The sequence below is a fragment of the Pseudomonas bohemica genome, from assembly GCF_002934685.1.
Lineage (GTDB): Bacteria > Pseudomonadota > Gammaproteobacteria > Pseudomonadales > Pseudomonadaceae > Aquipseudomonas > Aquipseudomonas bohemica.
Genome location: NZ_NKHL01000115.1, coordinates 21,843 through 40,067, shown reverse-complemented (window position 1 = coordinate 40,067; position 18,225 = coordinate 21,843). Strand labels below are relative to the sequence as shown.

At 60.8% G+C, this 18,225-nt stretch carries 15 protein-coding genes; 7 read left to right on the top strand and 8 right to left on the bottom strand.

Features of this window, described 5'->3' with window-relative positions; translation table 11 throughout:
* Window positions 1-171: 171 nt before the first annotated feature.
* The 5 genes from CE491_RS19930 to CE491_RS19910 form a co-directional block, all read right to left on the bottom strand.
* Window positions 172-1,887 carry an ATP-dependent DNA ligase gene (locus CE491_RS19930; RefSeq protein ID WP_110950058.1) on the bottom strand — a complete coding sequence of 572 codons (1,716 nt, stop codon included), beginning with the start codon at window positions 1,885-1,887 and terminating at the stop codon, window positions 172-174.
* The gene (locus tag CE491_RS19925; protein ID WP_110950057.1) at window positions 1,884-2,921 is read right to left on the bottom strand and encodes a ligase-associated DNA damage response exonuclease; all 1,038 of its coding nucleotides are present in this window, start codon (window positions 2,919-2,921) and stop codon (window positions 1,884-1,886) included. The genes CE491_RS19930 and CE491_RS19925 overlap by 4 nt, the downstream gene beginning before the upstream one ends.
* Window positions 2,922-3,129: 208 nt before the next feature.
* A complete protein-coding gene (locus tag CE491_RS19920) occupies window positions 3,130-5,613 on the bottom strand; it encodes a penicillin acylase family protein (protein ID WP_110950056.1) in 2,484 nt (827 codons plus the stop codon).
* A gap of 256 nt (window positions 5,614-5,869) precedes the next feature.
* Window positions 5,870-6,076, bottom strand: a complete 207-nt coding sequence (locus CE491_RS19915; protein ID WP_110950055.1) for an SEC-C metal-binding domain-containing protein — start codon at window positions 6,074-6,076, stop codon at window positions 5,870-5,872.
* A gap of 4 nt (window positions 6,077-6,080) precedes the next feature.
* On the bottom strand, window positions 6,081-6,566 hold the full coding sequence (locus CE491_RS19910; RefSeq protein ID WP_110950054.1) for an LEA type 2 family protein: 486 nt from the start codon (window positions 6,564-6,566) through the stop codon (window positions 6,081-6,083).
* A 110-nt stretch (window positions 6,567-6,676) separates the two neighbouring features.
* Between CE491_RS19910 and CE491_RS19905 the strand changes: the two genes are divergently transcribed.
* Window positions 6,677-7,282, top strand: a complete 606-nt coding sequence (locus CE491_RS19905; RefSeq protein WP_110950053.1) for a hypothetical protein — start codon at window positions 6,677-6,679, stop codon at window positions 7,280-7,282.
* Window positions 7,283-7,364: 82 nt separating this feature from the next.
* Here CE491_RS19905 and CE491_RS19900 read toward each other — a convergent pair whose 3' ends face one another.
* Together CE491_RS19900 and CE491_RS19895 are read right to left on the bottom strand one after the other, a co-directional pair.
* Window positions 7,365-7,838, bottom strand: coding sequence for a YchJ family protein (locus CE491_RS19900; RefSeq protein ID WP_110950052.1), 474 nt, complete (start codon window positions 7,836-7,838; stop codon window positions 7,365-7,367).
* Between the two features lie 10 nt (window positions 7,839-7,848).
* Window positions 7,849-8,346, bottom strand: a complete 498-nt coding sequence (locus tag CE491_RS19895; RefSeq protein ID WP_110950051.1) for a DUF6231 family protein — start codon at window positions 8,344-8,346, stop codon at window positions 7,849-7,851.
* 492 nt (window positions 8,347-8,838) lie between these two features.
* Here CE491_RS19895 and CE491_RS19890 point away from each other — a divergent pair, with 492 nt between their 5' ends.
* The 3 genes from CE491_RS19890 to CE491_RS19880 all read left to right on the top strand — a co-directional run bounded on the left by CE491_RS19890 (window position 8,839) and on the right by CE491_RS19880 (window position 11,254).
* Window positions 8,839-9,540 carry an OmpA family protein gene (locus tag CE491_RS19890; RefSeq protein WP_110950050.1) on the top strand — a complete coding sequence of 234 codons (702 nt, stop codon included), beginning with the start codon at window positions 8,839-8,841 and terminating at the stop codon, window positions 9,538-9,540.
* 672 nt (window positions 9,541-10,212) lie between these two features.
* The gene (locus CE491_RS19885; protein ID WP_110950049.1) at window positions 10,213-10,488 is read left to right on the top strand and encodes a DUF1145 domain-containing protein; all 276 of its coding nucleotides are present in this window, start codon (window positions 10,213-10,215) and stop codon (window positions 10,486-10,488) included.
* Window positions 10,481-11,254 carry a hypothetical protein gene (locus CE491_RS19880; RefSeq protein ID WP_110950048.1) on the top strand — a complete coding sequence of 258 codons (774 nt, stop codon included), beginning with the start codon at window positions 10,481-10,483 and terminating at the stop codon, window positions 11,252-11,254. The genes CE491_RS19885 and CE491_RS19880 overlap by 8 nt, the downstream gene beginning before the upstream one ends.
* 175 nt (window positions 11,255-11,429) lie before the next feature.
* Here the strand turns inward: CE491_RS19880 and CE491_RS19875 are convergent, their stop codons facing one another.
* Window positions 11,430-11,894, bottom strand: coding sequence for a CopD family protein (locus tag CE491_RS19875; protein WP_110950047.1), 465 nt, complete (start codon window positions 11,892-11,894; stop codon window positions 11,430-11,432).
* 124 nt (window positions 11,895-12,018) lie between these two features.
* Here CE491_RS19875 and dinG point away from each other — a divergent pair, with 124 nt between their 5' ends.
* From dinG to CE491_RS19860, 3 genes are all read left to right on the top strand, one after another.
* Window positions 12,019-14,163, top strand: a complete 2,145-nt coding sequence (gene dinG, locus CE491_RS19870) for an ATP-dependent DNA helicase DinG (RefSeq protein ID WP_110950046.1) — start codon at window positions 12,019-12,021, stop codon at window positions 14,161-14,163.
* A 246-nt stretch (window positions 14,164-14,409) separates the two neighbouring features.
* Window positions 14,410-16,749, top strand: a complete 2,340-nt coding sequence (locus CE491_RS19865; protein ID WP_110950045.1) for a beta-agarase — start codon at window positions 14,410-14,412, stop codon at window positions 16,747-16,749.
* Between the two features lie 178 nt (window positions 16,750-16,927).
* The gene (locus tag CE491_RS19860; protein ID WP_110950044.1) at window positions 16,928-18,076 is read left to right on the top strand and encodes a serine hydrolase domain-containing protein; all 1,149 of its coding nucleotides are present in this window, start codon (window positions 16,928-16,930) and stop codon (window positions 18,074-18,076) included.
* Window positions 18,077-18,225 lie beyond the last annotated feature (149 nt).

Genomic DNA, 18,225 nt, shown 5'->3' with positions numbered 1-18,225 from the left:
AAAAGTGCGCGGAAAAATTGCAGGAGCGCGCTTGTCGGCGATCGATCTTCCACGGCATAGGAACATTCGAAACACTTTTGCAGACGCTCAGCGGGAGAATCGCGGGCAAGCGCGCTCCTGCACAGGGCATTCGGCGCGAATCAATGTTTCGTGCTTGCACTGAAATGGTGCCTAAGACAACAGGTCCTGCAGCGTCGCCAGGCTATCGGCCTCGGCTACGGGCTTGTCCTGCCGCCATCTGAGCATTCTCGGAAACCTGACCGCGATCCCACTCTTGTGGCGTTTGGACAGGGCAATGCCCTCGAACCCCAACTCGAAAACCAGCGTGGGGGTGACGCTTCTGACCGGGCCGAATTTCTCGACCGTGGTCTTGCGAATGATTGCATCGACTTTGCGCATTTCTTCATCGGTCAGCCCCGAATAGGCCTTGGCGAACGGCACCAACGTGCGTTCGCTGGACTGCGGTGGGCCGTCCCACACGGCAAAGGTGTAATCGCTGTACAGGCTGGCTCGACGACCGTGGCCGCGCTGGGCATAGATCAGCACCGCATCGACGCTGAACGGATCGATCTTCCACTTCCACCACACGCCCATGTCCTTGGTGCGGCCGACGCCATACAGCGAATCGCGGGCCTTGAGCATCATCCCCTCGACCCCCAGGCTGCGGGACGCCTCGCGCTGTTGGCCAAGGTCCAGCCAGTCCTTGCCGCTCAGCACTGGGGAGGGCATCAGCACCGGACTCCGGGCGGCGGCGATTACCTGTTCCAGTTGCGTGCGCCGCTGGTGTTGCGGGCGGCTGCGCCAGTCATGGCCTTGCCACTCAAGCAGGTCATAGGCGAGGACCACTACGGGGACTTCCTCGAGTATCTTCTTGCCTAGCGTCTTGCGGCCGATGCGTTGTTGCAGCAGGGCGAAAGGCTGAACGGAGGGCGTCGATTCGCTGGGCGTGCCCGACGCGGGTGGGCTGAGTTCGAAAGCACTGTTCCCCGCGGCTCCGGCTGTGGGCGCCTTCCAGACCACGATCTCGCCATCGATCACGGTGCCATCTGGCAGGCATTGCGCCAGACTGTGAAGCTCCGGAAATCGATCAGTGACCAGTTCCTCGCCTCGCGACCAAATCCACAGCCGCCCGTCACGCTTGACCACTTGCGCACGAATTCCGTCCCACTTCCATTCCACCTGCCAATTGTCGGCGGGGCCGAGCAGCGTTTCGAACTGATCCACCGGTTGCTGAAGGGAGTGAGCGAGGAAGAACGGGTACGGCTGGCCGCCGCGCTGGGCGTGTTCGTCTTCTGACTCTGCGGCGATCAGCTTCAGATAGCCTTCGGCGCTTGGACGATGGGACAAATCGGTATAGCCCACCAGGCGCTGAGCCACGCGCTTGCTGTCGATGTCGGCCAGTCCGGCGAGGGCTCGGGTGACCAGCAGCTTCGATACCCCGACGCGAAAACTGCCGGTGATCAGCTTCAGACAGACCATCAGGCTCTGGCGATCCAACTGCGCCCAGAAGGTCGGAAGCCGTTCCAGCAACTCCTCAGGCGGCAGGCCGCGCAAGGGCAGCAGCTTGTTTTCCATCCAGCTGGCCAGGCCTTCATCGGAACTGTGCTCGGCCTCGGGCAACAGTAGCGACAGGGTTTCTGCAAGATCGCCCACCGCTTGATAACTCTCTTCGAACAACCACTCCGGCAGCCCGGACAGCAGCATGGCCTGTTCGCGCAACAGGCGTGTCGGAACCAGCTGTCGTGGACGACCGCCCGACAGGAAGTACACCGCCCAGGCGGCGTCTTGCGGTGCCGCATGGGCGAAATAGTGCTGCATCGCTGCGAGCTTGGCGTTGCTCGAGGTGGTGGCGTCCAGTAGCCCGTAAAGCTCGGCGAAGGCCTTCATGTTGCTGCCTCTTGCTCGGCGGCTTCGGGTTTCGCGGGTGCGTCGTCCTCTTCATCGCCGTATTCGGTAGTGAAACCCTGAGCATCGAGGCCCAGTTCACGCAGATAGCGCACCAACACCGCTACAGAGCCGTGGGTGACCATTACCCGCTCGGCCCCCGTGTTTTCAATGGCCCACAACAGGCCGGGCCAGTCGGCATGATCGGAGAGGGCAAAACCGCGATCCACGCCGCGCCGCCGACGTGTGCCGCGCAGCATCATCCAGCCACTGGCGAAGGCATCGCTGAAATCGCCAAAGCGACGCATCCACGTGCTTCCGCCGGCCGAGGGCGGGGCGACGATCAGGGCCTGGCGCAGGGCCGGGTCGGTTTTCTTGAAGTCGCCCGCGTATTGGGTTTCCGGGATGCGCACGCCGGCTTCGCGGTAGACGCGGTTCAGCGGCTCGACCGCGCCGTGGACCAGAATCGGGCCGATGTCGGGGTCGATGCCGTGCAGGATGCGCTGGGCCTTGCCGAATGAGTAGGCGAACAGCACGCTGGCCTTGCCGACCGCGGCGTTGGCTCGCCACCAGTCGTTGATGCCGGTGAAGATTTTAGATTGTGGCTGCCAACGGTAGATCGGCAGCCCGAAGGTGGATTCGGTGATGAGGGTGTGGCAGCGCACGGGTTCGAACGGCTCGCAGGTGCCGTCGGGTTCGACTTTGTAGTCACCTGAAGCGACCCAGACCTCGCCCTGATATTCGAGGCGGACCTGGGCGGAACCGAGCACATGGCCGGCGGGATGCAGGCTGAGTTTTACGCCGTGGTGGGTGAGGGATTCGCCGTATTGCAGGGTCTGCAGATTGATGTCCTGGCCCAGGCGCGAGCGCAGGATGCCTTCGCCGGGGGCGGCGGCCAGGTAGTGTTGGTTGCCGGTGCGGGCATGGTCGCCATGGCCATGGGTGATGACCGAACGTTCGACCGGGCGCCACGGATCGATATAGAAATCTCCCGGTGGGCAGTACAGGCCTTCGGGGCGGGCGATGACAAGATCCATGGGCATGACCGGGTTTGGGGGCTTGTCAGGTAGAGCGGCGGAAATCGGGGGAAGTTCGGTTTGTTTGTTGGGGATTTAGAGGGCGCTGATGTCGGGTGTATATCCGTTATCTCGGGTGACGCTTCTTGAATCTGCCGTTAGGCAGAGCTACAAGCGCCAGCAAAAATAAGGGCATGCACGCTATTTCAGCGCCCAGGAGAATCCAGCCCTATTTCCCAGGCGTCAACGTCAACCGCTGCTTCCCATACACCTTCTCGAAGTTCTCCGGCTGCATCGGCACCGACATATACAGCCCCTTCACCCACGGATCGATCCCATCGGCGAAATGAGGACTCGCCGGATTGCCCGACTGTCCCGCCGCATTCTGCGCCATCATCGGCTCCTGCTGAGCGAAGTCGACGATCATGCGCATCGCCGGAATCACCGCCGCGTCGAAATCCTGCCCCCATCGGAAGCCCGATGCATTGAGCGTCGTATGATCGCCGCCCGCTGCCATCGGCCCCTTGACCACGCTGGCCTTGCTGCCAGTGATTGCTGCCGTTAACTGAGCGCTCTGCGACGTCCACTTGTACTGGTGCAATTTGCCCCACTGCCAGGCTTTGTGATCGCTACCCAGCTGGTTCTCCCCGGCACTGATGGCGGCGGCGAGGCTGCGCGCCAGAATGGTGGGTTTGTCTTCTTTTTGCGGCGTCTTGAGGTCATCCCAATACGGACTGTCTTCGCGCCCGAGCAGGTGATCGGCCTGAGGCGAGTAGGAAAGGTCTGCGCTTTGTACCAGCGCTTTCCATGCAGCGCTGCTTTCCGGACCAAGCTCGTCAAGGAAGATCTGTCGTGAACTCTCTTGCAGGAACAGCTCATAAATCGCTGCGTCAGCCGACACCGGCGACAATCGACCGTCGAACGCCATCAAGCGACTGAGCGCTTCGCGTGCCTTGTCCCGATCCGCAGGGGCCAAACCGTCGATAGCCTGTTTCAGGGGCTTGGCCATGCCCGGCGCTTCGAACATCTTCTTCAGCTTGGCGGTGAACGTCGTGGTCTGGTCGTACTGCATGGCGATCGTGCTACGCGTGTCCTGCTTGCCACTGTTCGCCAACTCGGCGATGCGCTCGGCGCGTTCCGGGTAATCCCAGGAGTTGGATAACTGCATGCCGTAGCCCTTGGGCACGGTGCGCTGGTTGGCCGTGCCGATCCAGCCCTGTTGCGGGTCCTGGTCGTACGGGTGCAGCATCGCGTCGGCGTAGCCATCCCAGTCGAAACGACCATCCCAGCCCGGCGATGGAATCAGCCCCAAGCCATCGCGACGGTTCGGATAACGCCCGGTGACCTGCCAACCGGTGTTCGATGCGTCGGCGAAGACCATGTTCAACGTAATCGCCCGAATTTCCCGCGTCGTGTCGAAAGCCCGCTCGACGTTTTGCGCGCGCGTCAGGTCGAACAGCGCATCGAGGGACTTGTCGTCCTTGGCGTTCGGCGTCTGCAAGGCGATGCCCAGGCCGCTGGCCAATTGCGCGGCGCTGGCGTTAAGCAGCGGTCCATGGCGGGTTTCGTAGGCAGGCTCGCGCACCGGGCTCTGGCCTTTGACGAAATAGGTTTCTTCGTGAGCGCCAGCGGCGACCCATTTGCCATCGGCCATGACCATCAAGCGGTTGTTCTCGCGCTTGAGTTTTTCCAGGAACAAGTCCTGGTTATCGCCCATCGCCGGGCCCATGCCCCACGCCAGCTTGCCGTTGAAGCCGGAAAGCACCAACGGCAGACCGGCGACGGTGGCGCCCGCGGCCTGATACTTCGGCGCGCGGATCTGCACGAAATTCCACATCGACGGCAGCGTTGCCGGCAATTGACTGTCCGTGGCCAACAGGCTCTTGCCCGCGCGGGCGCGTTGCGGGGCGATGACCCAATTGTTTGACGCCGAGACCCCCAGCAGATTGAGGTCGGACAGTTGCAGCGCCGCCTTGTCCAGGTCGCTCAAGCCCGGCATCTGGCTACCCAGATTCAGGCCTTTGAGCTTGTCCGCTTCAGCAAACGGCAGTTCTTCATCGGGATAAGTCGGCAGCAGCCAGGCGAGCTTGTCAGCACCGACTTTCTGCGCCAGTACCAGCGATGAGATCTCCTCTTGCAGGTTCACCGACAGGCTGAAGTTCAGCAGGCTGAAGATCAGCGCCGAGTCTTCGGGTTTCCAGTATTCAGGCTTGTAGCCGGCATCCGCGAGGTCGGACGGGAGCTTGTCCCGATAGCGGAACAGGTAGGCGTTGACGCCGCGTGCATAAACTTCGAAGAAGCGTTTCAGACGTGGCGACGAGGCGTTGTACAGATCGCCCGCCGTTCGCTTGAGGTTGGCGGCGCGCATCATGCGGTCCAGATCCAGCGCTCCGGAACCGGCGATTTCCGACAGACGGCCCTGAGCCAGGAGGCGCATCTGTACCATTTGCGAGAGGCGATCGCTGGCATGGACGTAGCCGAGAGTAAAGAGCGCGTCGTGGAAGGTGTTGCTTTCGATCAGCGGCATGCCCAGGTTATTGCGGCGCACGGATACGTTCTGCGCCAGGCCCTTGATGGCGTAGACGCCACTGGTGGGCGGCAGGTTGTCACGGTCTTCGCCGCCCAGTTGGCAGCCTGCAAGGGTCAACAGCCCCAACATGGCAGCGGCCGTGCTGAGTCGCGTCTTCAGGGATGAGAGGGCTGGCGAGGCCATGTTGTAGCTCCTGCGGGGGGTAGGCGTTGGAAACGCGCTACGTTAGAGAGCAGGCAGTCGCTAAGCAAGCGGAGACGGGGAGTTTATTTCAGGAATGTTCGAGATATTGAATGTTTGAAAAAAATCTGGAGCCCCGGCAGTACGATTTGCGCAAATCGACCCTGTAGCAGCACGACTTGCCGGCGGTAGCGATCTCAAAAACGCCACCGCTGGCATGTCGTACCGCTACAGGGATTGTCGCGACTTCAATTGCCCATCAAGCGCCGTGGCACTTCTTGAATTTCTTCTCGCTGCCACATGGGCATGGATCGTTGCGGCCCACGTCCTTGAGCGCGTTGCGGACCGGCTCCTGAGGCTCGTGGTTGCAATGCGGGCCGTGAACATGGCCGTGGTCATGATGATGGTCGTGGTGGTCGTGATCGTGGTCGCAATCAGGGCCGTGCACGTGGGCTTGCTGGTTCATGGGGTTACTCCGGAATCAAATCGGCGGGAATTATGTCGCCATTGCGGTCAATACGCACGCTGTGCCCGAATATAAATCCGGTTTTGAGCTTGCCTTCCAGCCGGTAATGAATAGGCTGATTGGGTTTACCGAGCATCCGCGTGACGTCCTTGAGATGCTCCCAGAGGTTGGTGCGGATCGGCACCGTGAAATTCCGATGGCTGTTGGCCTTGACCACGAACCAGTCGCTGTAGTCGCCGTCTGCGATCAGGATATCGTCGAGCAACACCTTGTAACGTAGACCCCGCACCAGCACGCTGGAGTCGTTCGGGTTGTCCACACGGAAGCGCAGCTTCAAGTCCTGCTTGAGCAGCTTGGCCTTGACCACATCGACCTTGAGCAGCTTGACGTCCGGGCCCTCGGCACTGCCCGTGAGCAATGACGAACAGCCGGATAACGCCAGCGCCATGAAAAGGCCGACGGTTCTGATTACGCTTGCCTGAAACACCATTGGTTCACTCCCTATCGGGCCTGAGTCTAGCAAGCGCCCGACGCAGGGCAACTCGCTGTTCCACAGAGCCTGCGCCATACTCACGCCATGTGTCGAAGGAGTATTGACCCATGAAGCTGTACGAAATTGTTTTTTCTGGCCAATTGATACCGGGTGCGCAACTCGACCGGGTCAAGGCCAACCTGGCAAAACTGTTTCAGGCCGACGCCCAACGCATCGCGCTGCTGTTCTCCGGCCGGCGATTGGTCTTGAAGAACAATCTGGATCATGCGGGTGCCGAGAAATATCGCTCGACCCTTGAGCGGGCAGGGGTACACGTCGAAGTCGTGGCGATGCCGGGGCAAATCGACGCAGAGCCGGAACCGCAGCAGGTCGAAATCGAGGAAGTCGAGCTGGCGCCACCGCCAGATGAGCCGAGCTGGACACGCAGGGTGTCGTCGCCGTCGAACTCGCCTCGGGAGGATAAGAGCAAGCCTGAGCCAAGGCCCAGGCTTGAGCCGCGGGATGTCTACATGGCTGCCTTCGTCGACGTCGAGGCGCCGGACTTCACGCTGTCTGAACTGGGCAAGAATGTGCAGGATCCGAAAGCGGCGCCGGTCGCACCTCGCCTGGATCTTTCAGGCCTGAGCCTGGCGCCTGAAGGTAGCGATATGGGCCAGATCAAATCGGTCGAGCCTGTGCTGATCCCGGATATCTCCCACCTTAAATTGGCCTGACGAAGTCCATCATCTGTAGCAATCAGGCTCGCCGATGGCAGTGAATCGAGAGACGCCACCGGCAAACCGGACTGCTACAGGTTCAGACCATATAGGCCGCGCAGCATTTCTTGAATTTCTGTTCGCTGCCACACGGGCAGGCATCGTTGCGTCCGGCCTTGAGCTGCACGGTCGGATCTATGAAATACCAACGACCGTTGTTCTGAACGAACGCCGAACGCTCCCGATGACTATGTTCGCCTGTCCCATCGTGCCAGCGCGCGGTAAATGTGACGAAGGCGTGTTCCGGTTTGCCGCCCAGCAACTGCGCGCCCTCTACTTCAAGGCCGAGCCAGGTGCTTTGCGCGCTCCATTGGCTGATCGACGCGCGATCCAGGCTGTTCTTCTGCACCGGCAACGTCGTGTCCAGCAGATAGTCCACCAGGCCCAGGACGTAGGCGCTGTAGCGCGAGCGCATCAACGCCTCGGCGCATGGCGCAGCCAGTCCTGCGTGATAACGGCCGCAGCAGCCGTCCAGAAGATTACCGCTGCCACAGGGACAGATTGCACTGCTCATGATGCGTGTCTCACCACCAATACTTGCCAAAATTCTCCGGATTCGCCCAGAACTTCGCGTTCAGCCAATCGGGTACCTGTTTGTATTCGCGCAGGTCGTAAGTGAAGAGGGTCAGCACCTGTTCGTCCCTGGCGAAGCGTTCACTGGCTTGCAGTGCCAGCGAATAAAAATCCGTGGCCTGCCAGCCACAGGCCTTCATATCGGCCAGTACAGCAATCCGGCTGGCGTTGAGGTTGCGAATCCCGCCGAGCAATTCCAAGCCTGCGCGTTTGGGGATGTGCTCCAGGCAATCGACGACCAGCGCCAGATCGAAACGCTGAGCGGCGATTTCAGCGGGCAGTAAGCCAGGCGCCGCTTGCGCGAGTTCCGTGTCCGGATGGGCGTCCTGAAAGGCTTGCAGGGCCGGGAAGCTGTCCGCGCCGATCAGCAACAGACGCTTGGGCGCATAGCGGTCGAGCAGGGCGGCCAGCGCCTGTTGTGGCGTGCGGGTGGAAAAACTGTCGGTCATCGAAATCCCTCATTGAGCCAGCAAGGTTAGCCTGCTGAATCTTCACGGCATAGAGGTTGTTACCCTTTCAGCACGAACCGCGTTGCTGGGCAAGTCTCGCCAGGCGAGGCGCAGCACGAAGGGAATGGTGTTCCCTTTCCAAGTCCTGCAACGGCGCACGGCGAGATTTGCGCGCAACCCGGAGGGTGGGTGCGTTTTCCCGCGACGCTGCGTTTCTCGACACTCATTTGGAATAACCAAACTTCGTGTTCCGTGCCTTGCTTCGCGGGAAACGGGCTCCGCCGCGGTAGTGCTGACAGGGAAACAGCTCTGGGGCTTGAACTTTTCAATTGATCGCCATGACAAAGCGTACGGAGTGAAGGCAAAAGGCTATTTCTAAAAGAACCCGCTCGAAAAGCCATAAAACCGCCGATATCAGGGTGGCAAATGGCCCCAACGGCGTCTTTACTCCATTCCAGTCGGTTTTAGCCGATACCAAAGGAGAAGAACTGTATGAGCATGATTCGGACAGCGTTACCTCTGATTTTGGTTACCAGTGTATTGACGGGCTGTGCCGGCTTGCAAAAGACCGACTGGCCTCTCTGTGCTGCCGGCGGCGTTCTTAGCGGTGCGGCGATTGGTGCATTCCAGTCGGCTTCCGTCGCGGCCGGCCTGGGTGGTGCGGTAGGTGTGATGGCGGGCGCCTATTGCTGGGCGCATGGTGATGGCGATGATGATGGCGATGGCGTGCTCAACAGCGTCGACAAGTGCCCGAATACACCAAAAGGTACACCGGTCGATGCGACTGGCTGCCCAATCGTGACGCCTGCTCCTGAGCCGGTTGCCGCTCCGGTCGTGCTTCCCAAGGAAGAAGTGATCACCATCCGTGATGTGCACTTCGAGTTCAACAAGGCGACGCTGACTCCGGGCGATAAGCAACAGCTGGATCTGGTGGCGACCAAGCTGAAAACCGAGGCGCCTAATGTGCAGCTGCACGTGAGTGGCCACACGGACAGCGTGGGCAGTGATGCCTATAACCAGAAACTGTCGGAAAAACGTGCGCATTCGGTGACTGATTACCTGATCAGCTCGGGTATTGCTCGCAGCGCGTTTGTGTCGGTGGAAGGTGATGGCGAGAGCCGTCCCGTGGCAGATAACAAGACTGCTGAAGGGCGTGCATTGAACCGTCGTGTCGAGATCAAGATCAACCGTTGATTGAGCTTTGTGTCGTCAGGAAGACCCCGGCCTTTGTGTCGGGGTTTTCTTTTTTTTGTGGGGATTTTTCGGGTGTTGGGATGGGGTGTATATCCGTTATGCGGTGGTGCGGGTCAGGGTTCTGCTTAACGGCAGAAGTTTCGCCTTCGGCGAGTTACTTGGAAAAGCACCCCAAGGGACCAAGGGGGCTTGCTGCTAGTTTGGCCCGACTTCGTCGGGTTCCCTTACTCCGGCGACGCTCCGTGGGCCCTCCGCCATCCATGACCGGGGGCGGCTGTCGCGGCATCCATGCCGCTCGGCCCACGGACCGCCGCCTGCGTTTGGCCTGCATCCAAGTCGCGATTGGCGGTGTCTGGACTGGCGTGGGATAAGGTCCAGAACAGGATCAAACGCAAATTTCGGGTCTTGACGCAATCCCCAGTGGGAGACGTCGGAGGCTACGACGGCAGCGAAAGCGGTGTGTCCCCACGACCCATCAATACCTGACCCACCGAATTGGCCAGCGACACCACTGCTCATGGTCCTGCTGCGTGCCGAATTTCATACCCCGGCCTGCATCCACATCAAACCTGCGGTATTTGAAATGATCCTCTGGCATAGTCGCTACCGTCGCCGTACTGTGCGCAAAGCATTTTTTGCAGCACCGAAATAACAAAACAGCAGGGGCGTGTCATGAAGGTGGTTTGGGGGTTGGGGAAAGTCTTGACGTTGGGATTCTGGGCGGTGGTACTGGTCAACCAGACTGTCGTTTTGCCGATTCCCTTCGGTATGTTGATCAAACTGGCCGGTAGCCTTTTGCTGCTGACCCACGTGATGGAATTGTTTCTCTTCAGCGGCAGCCTGCGGGGGCGTTCGCATCCCTGGTTCGACCGTGTGCAGATTCTGATTTTCGGTATTTTCCATCTGCAATCCTTCGGTCGCCGCCAGGCGGAGGTTCACCATGCGTAACGCGTTACTGATGACGGCGGGCCTGCTGTCGGCCTTGGGCAGCTCTCTGGTTATGGCCCAGAGCATCTCGGTGGAGACTCACTCGCTGATGCGTCTGCCGAGCAACGCCAGCGTTGTGCAGCTGGACCGTCTGGAAGTGGCCGATTACGGCACGCTGCTGATCCCTGCCGGACTGACCGAAGTGCGAGTCGGGCAACTGGTGATGGGCCATGAGTCGCGCATCGCTATCGTGCCGAGCGCCGAGCCGTTTAACTTGCAAGTCAAGCAGGGCGATCTGGGCAGTGGGGCGCAGATCACCGCGCGTGGCGCGCCGGGGACTTTCGAGAAAGCGCCGTTGCCGGGCCGTAGTCTCAACTTGCGGATTGAAGGGTTGAATGCAGACGAGCTGTCGATTGATGCTCGTGGTGGCGCAGGATCGCCGGGGTATGTCGGCCTGGACGGCGGCAACGGTCAGGAGCCGGGCTGTACCTGGGGTGCGGCGAGTCGTGGTTTCGATGGCGATAACGGCGGCAATGGCCATGACGGCGCCCCCGGTGGGTTGGTACGCCTGGAATTGCCTCAGTCTTTTCCGGATGAGCGCGTGAACGTCAACGTGCAGGGCGGTGCCGGCGGTATTGGCGGGGAAGGCGGGCGTGGCGGTAAGGGCGGGGCGTCCAAGGGTTGTGTCGTCTATCGCACCGATGGGGCCAAATCCGGCAAGAACGGCGAGAAAGGCCAGTCCGGCGCCGTCGGGCCTGCGGGTTCTGTGAGTGTACGCAAGCTGTAACGTCGCATCGCTCATTTGCAGCCGCACGGCCTGGCGATCATGGCGATTTCACCAATGGCGCATCACCTGTGGGTGCGAGCTTGCTCGCGAATGGGCCGGTACATCCGCGACAACTCGTGCGGCTTGAACATTGCCTTCGTGAGCAAGCTCACTCCCACGGGGTGCTCGGTAACCTCTAAAATCCCGGCCGGGCCGCCGCGATCGCAACCACCGCAATCCCTACCAGCAGATTGATACCCACCAAAAGCCGAATCCCGCCGAGCGCTGCCGCACCGTCGGCCCATTGCTCGGCGTCCACCGCCTTGCGCAACTGCGGCAGATTCAGTGTCGAAATCCTCAGAAACAACGCCACCATCACCACATAGAGCCCGATCATCACCTGTACATAACGCGGCGCGGTCTGAAAACCGCTGAAGTTGATGTTGATCATGCCTATCCCGGTCACCGGCAACATGATCACCGCGCACCATACCCAGACAAAGAATCTTGGAAAAACCTGCACCCACAGCTTCAGTCGCGCCGGGCCTTCCAGGGCGGCGATGACCGCTGGTCGCAGAATCATCCACGCGAAAAACATCCCTCCCACCCACAAAACAGCGAATAGCACGTGCAAGACGTAGACAAAGGCTACAGGTGACATCGAGAACTCCGATCTGCGCAGAAAGAATTAGCGCGGTATGATAGCCGCCCGCTGCAACCACTGATAATTTATCCAGCGGTTTTTTCACTTGTAACCGTGCGACGCCGAGCCAACGACCCAGCCCATGATCAGTACCGAACTCAAATCCCAGATTCAGGGCGCGTATTCGCGTTTCCTCGAAGCCAAGAGCCTCAAGCCTCGCTACGGCCAGCGTTTGATGATTGCCGAGGTGGCCAAGGTGCTGGGCGATATAGACACCGACGAGGAAGGCCGTCGTTCGGGCGACCCGGCGGTGGTCGCGGTAGAGGCGGGGACCGGTACCGGCAAGACCGTGGCCTACGCAATCGCGGCGATTCCCACGGCAAAGGCTGCTGGCAAGCGTCTGGTGATCGCAACGGCAACCGTCGCGCTGCAGGAGCAGATCGTCCATAAGGACCTGCCCGACCTGATGCGCAACAGCGGCCTGAGCTTTACCTTCTCGCTGGCCAAGGGGCGCGGCCGTTACATGTGCCTGTCCAAGCTCGACATGCTGCTGCAGGAAGGCAATGCACAGAGCGCTACCGCTCAGCTTTTCGAGGAGGAAGGCTTCAAGATCGAGGTCGATGAAGCCAGCCAGAAGCTGTTCACCACCATGATCGAAAAGCTCGCCGGCAATAAATGGGACGGCGACCGCGACAGTTGGCCTCAGGAGCTGGCCGATCAGGACTGGGCGCGACTGACCACTGATCACAGCCAATGCACCAACAGACATTGTCCGAATTTTCAGCAGTGCGCCTTCTATAGAGCGCGCGAAGGCATGGGAAAGGTCGATGTCATCGTCACCAACCACGACATGGTCCTTGCCGACCTGGCGCTGGGCGGCGGGGCCGTGTTGCCTGATCCACGGGACACGCTTTATGTGTTCGACGAAGGTCATCACCTGCCCGATAAAGCCATCGGCCACTTCGCGCATTTCAGTCGTCTGCGTTCAACCGCCGACTGGCTGGAGCAGACCGCCAAGAACCTCACCAAATTGCTGGCTCAGCATCCACTGCCTGGCGATCTGGGCAAGCTGATCGAGCAGGTGCCGGAGCTGGCCCGCGAGATCAAGACCCATCAGCAGTTCATGTTCACGGCATGTGAGCAACTGGCCGATTTCAAGGCCGGTGAGGACATGGAGGGCCGTGAGCGCCCGCGTCATCGCTTCGTCGGCGGCGTGGTGCCTGAGCACATGCGTGAGATGGGCATCGAGCTGAAAAAGGGGTTTGCCCGACTCGACGACCTGTTCACGCGTCTCACCGAATTGCTCAAGGAAGGCATGGATGGCGAAGTCAACATTGGCATCGCCAGCCATCAGGCCGAAGAGTGGTATCCGCTGTTCGGCAGCCTGCTGGCCCGGGCTCATGGCAACTGGGAACTCTGGACCGCGTTCACCGTTGAAGACCCGGAAAACAGCCCGCCCATGGCGCGCTGGCTGACGCTGGCCGAAAGCGGTTCGTTGTTCGATATCGAGGTCAACGCCAGCCCGATCCTCGCGGCCGAGATGCTGCGCCGGAATCTATGGAATGTGGCCTACGGCGCGCTGGTCACCTCCGCGACCCTGACCGCGCTGGGCAAGTTCGACCGCTTCCGCATGCGCGCCGGGCTGCCCAAGGACGCGGTTACCGCCGTTGTGCCAAGCCCGTTCCATCACGCCGACGCCGGCGTGCTGCGGGTGCCTGACCTCAAGGCCGACCCGCGCAACGCTGCCGAACACACGGCGGCGATCATTCGCGAACTGCCGGATCTGGTAGAGGGTTCCAAGGGTACGCTGGTGTTGTTCTCTTCACGCAAACAGATGCAGGAGGTGTTTGACGGCCTGGAGCGTGACTGGCGCAAGCGCGTGTTCATTCAGGGCAACCTCTCCAAACAGGAAACCCTCAACAAGCACAAGGCACGGGTCGATGGCGGCGACGAGAGCGTCCTGTTCGGCCTGGCCAGCTTCGCCGAAGGTGTCGACCTGCCGGGCGCTTACTGCGAGCACGTGGTCATCGCCAAGATTCCGTTCGCCGTGCCGGATGACCCGGTCGAAGCCGCGCTGGCCGAATGGATCGAGGCCCGAGGCGGCAATCCGTTCATGGAAATCGCCGTACCCGATGCTTCATTGCGCCTGATTCAAGCCTGCGGTCGGCTGCTGCGGACCGAGAAGGACCGGGGCATCATCACCCTGCTGGATCGGCGGGTGGTTACCCAGCGCTACGGCAAGGCCATCCTCAACGCACTGCCGCCATTTCGCCGGGAAATTTCCTGAGTGATGTTCGGGATGAAACGCACTTGATCGGGTCTTAACTGTCGCCGACTGGTCTTGATCCTGATGAGTCAGTCATGGCCTCTTCGTGAGCAAGCTCACTCCCACAGATCGGGTTCCGTCGGATGCAAACCGAAGGCGCCACGCACTGTGGGAGTGAGCTTGCTCACGAAAGCGATATCTGCCTCTCACCGTTCTGGGACTGGGCTGGGATTAAGGCCCGCCGATCATCAAGGAGTACCCGATCACATGGTTCGTCGTTGGTTGTCTGCCGTCCTGGCCATTGCTTGCGCAGGATCCGTATGTGCCGCGCCCATCGGCCAGCAGACGCTGTTCAATTTCGTCCGGCCCGCCGATGTGGTGCAGGTCACGACCCAGGATGCGAGCCTGCCCCAGGCCAACGCCGAGCAAACGGCCGAGGGTGAAGTGCTGCGTCGTGTCACTTTCAATCCCGGCGCCAGACCCAACCTGCGCCTGACCCCGCAAAACGGTGTTTGGGACTGGAGTGGTGACAGCGCAATGACCTTGCGCCTGCAAAGCGCGATGGACTGGGCGCTGACACTTTATGTGCAAATCCAGAGCAGCGACGGCAAAACCCTCAACAGTCGCATCGATCTGCCGGCCGGTCCTGCTCAAACCCTGATCGTGCCGCTCAAGCCCAGTTCTGCGCTGAGCGAAGGCATGCGCGCCGGGCCGCCAATGCCGTGGACTTATGAGGGCCAACGCGTATTGCTGGCCGACACCGACGGCGAGCTGAATGCGGGTCAGGTGACGTCGGTGACCGTGTCCATGTCGCAACCCAATGTCGCGCAAAGCGTGCTGATCGAGAAGTTCGGGGTACAGGAAGACGACACGATTCAAAAGGCTGCCTACAGTAATCTGCTCGACGGCTACGGTCAGTACACCCGCGGCAAGTGGCCGGAAAAGATTTCCAGCGACGATCAACTCAAGAGCCTGGCCAGCAAGGAGCAACAACAGCTCAAGGCCTGGCTGAAGGATCGTCCGCCACACGACAAATATGGCGGCCTACTGGAAGGGCCGGCTTTCGAGGCCAAGGGCTTTTTCCGCACAGAAAAGCGTGATGGACGCTGGTACCTGGTGACCCCGGAAGGCCATCCGTTCTATTCGCTGGGGGTCAATGCCATCACCGCGAATGACAGCCAGACCTATGTCGAAGGCCGCGAATCGATGTTCGCCAGCCTGCCGGGTGACGACGATCCGCTGGCTGCGTTCTACGGCACGGGTGATGACAACCGCCAGACGGGTGCCAACAAGGACCGGCAGTTCGATCAAGGCCGCTGGTTCGATTTCTACGGCGCCAACCTGCAGCGCACCTATGGCGTACCCAAGTGCGTCGAGGTTCTCAGACCTGCATCTGCGATCGATGAGGATGAAGAGACGGATGCGTCGGTGAATGACGCCAGTGACGATCGGAAAAATCCCGTACCCTCGCCCGAAAAGCCTGTCTCGCAACCCGCAGTGGAATGCAAACCGGTGAATCTGGACGGCGAACGCTGGGTCGGCCACACCCTGCAGCGCCTTAAGGCCTGGGGCTTCAACACCATCGGCAACTGGAGCGAACCCGCTCTGGAAAACAAGGATCGCGTGCCTTACACCCTGCCGCTGTCCATCGTCGGCGATTACGTCAGCATCAGCACCGGCCATGATTGGTGGGGCGGGATGCCCGATCCGTTCGATCCGCGCTTTGCCATGGCGACCGAGCGTGCCGTGGCCATCGCCGCCCGAGATCATCGTGACGATCCCTACCTGATTGGCTATTTCGCCGACAACGAACTGGCGTGGGCAGCCCCCGGTGATCGCCCGGAAGATCGCTATGCGCTGGCCTATGGCACGCTGAAACTGACCACGGATGTCCCGGCCAAGCGTGCCTTTCTCAAGCAACTGCGTGACAAGTACCGCAATCAGGAAGGCCTTTCGAAGGCCTGGGGCATTGATTTGCCCGCTTGGGAACTGATGGAGGATCCGGGCTTCGAGCCGCCATTGCCGAGCCCGGAACACCCGGAGATCGAAAGTGACCTCAAGGACTTCCAGCGCCTGTTCGCCGAGACCTATTTCAAGACCATTTCCGACGCGCTGAAATGGCACGCGCCCAACCATCTGCTGCTCGGCGGTCGCTTTGGTGTCAGCTCGCCAGAAGCCATCGGGGCCTGCGCCAAATACTGCGACGTCCTGAGCTTCAACCTCTACACGCCAAAGCCGCAGGATGGCGTGGACTTCGCCAAACTGCGCGAGCTCGACAAACCGGTACTGGTCAGTGAATTCCATTTCGGCTCGCGTGATCGGGGGCCATTCTGGGGTGGGGCGATGGAAGTGCCACGAGAAGAAGATCGCGGTCCGGCTTACGCCAACTTCCTGAAAAACGCCTTGTCCGAACCCTCCATCGTCGGCGTGCACTGGTTCCAGTACCTGGACCAGCCCGCAACAGGGCGCGTGCTCGACGGCGAAAACGGGCATCTGGGACTGGTGGGAATTACCGATGTGCCATACCAGGGATTCGTCGAGGCCGTACGCAAGGCCAATGGGCAGGCGGGGGATGTGGTTGGCAAGGTTGCCGCGAAAGCTCCCTGATCGACACATCTCCTTGTAGGAGCGCGCTTGCCCGCGGCCAGCACAGGGTCGTCAGGCAAACCGCAGTCGCGGGTAAGCGCGCTCCTACAACATGTATGGCTGCGGGGACGGTTCCCAAATCCTCCAATCGCTGGAACAATGCACGACATTTCGTGCAGGCGGACCGGGGAGCCATACCGTGCAGATTCAAGGTCATTTCGAACTTCAATTCGAAGCGGTGCGCGAGGCTTTCGCGGCACTGTTCGACGATCCGCAGGAGCGCGGAGCGGCGTTATGCGTGCAGGTCGGCGGGCAGACCGTGCTGGATCTATGGGCAGGCACGGCGGACAAGGACGGCGCCGAGATCTGGCACAGCGACACGATCGCCAATCTGTTTTCCTGTACCAAGACCTTCACGGCTGTCACTGCCCTGCAAATGGTCGGCGAGGGCAAGCTGAACCTGGACGAACCCGTCTCGCGCCTGTGGCCCGAGTTTGCAGCCGCTGGCAAACAGTCCATCACCTTGCGCCATTTGCTGTGCCATCAGGCCGGTCTGCCGGCCATCCGCGAGATGCTTCCCGCCGAGGCGCTTTACGACTGGCAGGCCATGACCAACGCCCTGGCTGCCGAGGAACCTTGGTGGACACCGGGCCAGGGCCACGGATATGCCGCAATCACCTATGGCTGGCTAGTCGGTGAAGTCATTCGCCGCGCTGACGGGCGTGGACCGGGCGAGTCCATTGCTGCGCGCATTTCGCGTCCGCTGGGTCTGGATTTCCATGTCGGCCTGCCCGACGAAGAATTTCACCGTGTCGCTCATATTGCCCGCGGCAAGGGCAATGTCGGCGATGAAGCCGCCCAGCGACTGTTGCAGGCGACGATGCGCGAGCCGACCTCCATGACTGCGCGTGCCTTCACCAATCCGCCGTCGATCATGACCAGCACCAACAAACCGGAGTGGCGGCGCATGCAACAACCTGCCGCCAACGGTCATGGCAATGCCCGCAGCCTTGCTGGGTTCTACGCCGCGCTGCTCGATGGCAGCCTGCTCGACGCCGAGCTGATCAACGAGCTGACTCGCGAGCACAGCCTCGGCCAGGACAAAACCTTGCTCACCCAGACCCGGTTCGGCCTGGGCTGCATGCTTGACCAGCCGACGGTGCCCAACGCGACCTTTGGATTGGGCGCAAAAGCGTTCGGCCATCCGGGCGCGGGCGGTTCGGTTGGCTTCGCCGACCCGGAACGGGATGTGGCCTTCGGTTTCGTTACCAACACGTTGGGCCCTTATGTGCTGATGGATCCTCGAGCACAGGGTCTGGTTCGGGCGCTTGGTGAGTGTTTGCAATAACTATCGCTGATAAGTGCTTGTTCTACCGACTGTCAGTTAAATCGCCCATATCGGAACCGTAGGGCGGTTTCCTTTTCCAAATCGGCGTTTATGCGTGTTATATGGGCGCTGCTTCGTTCATTTTCTGATCAATTATTTGTGTGAGTCAC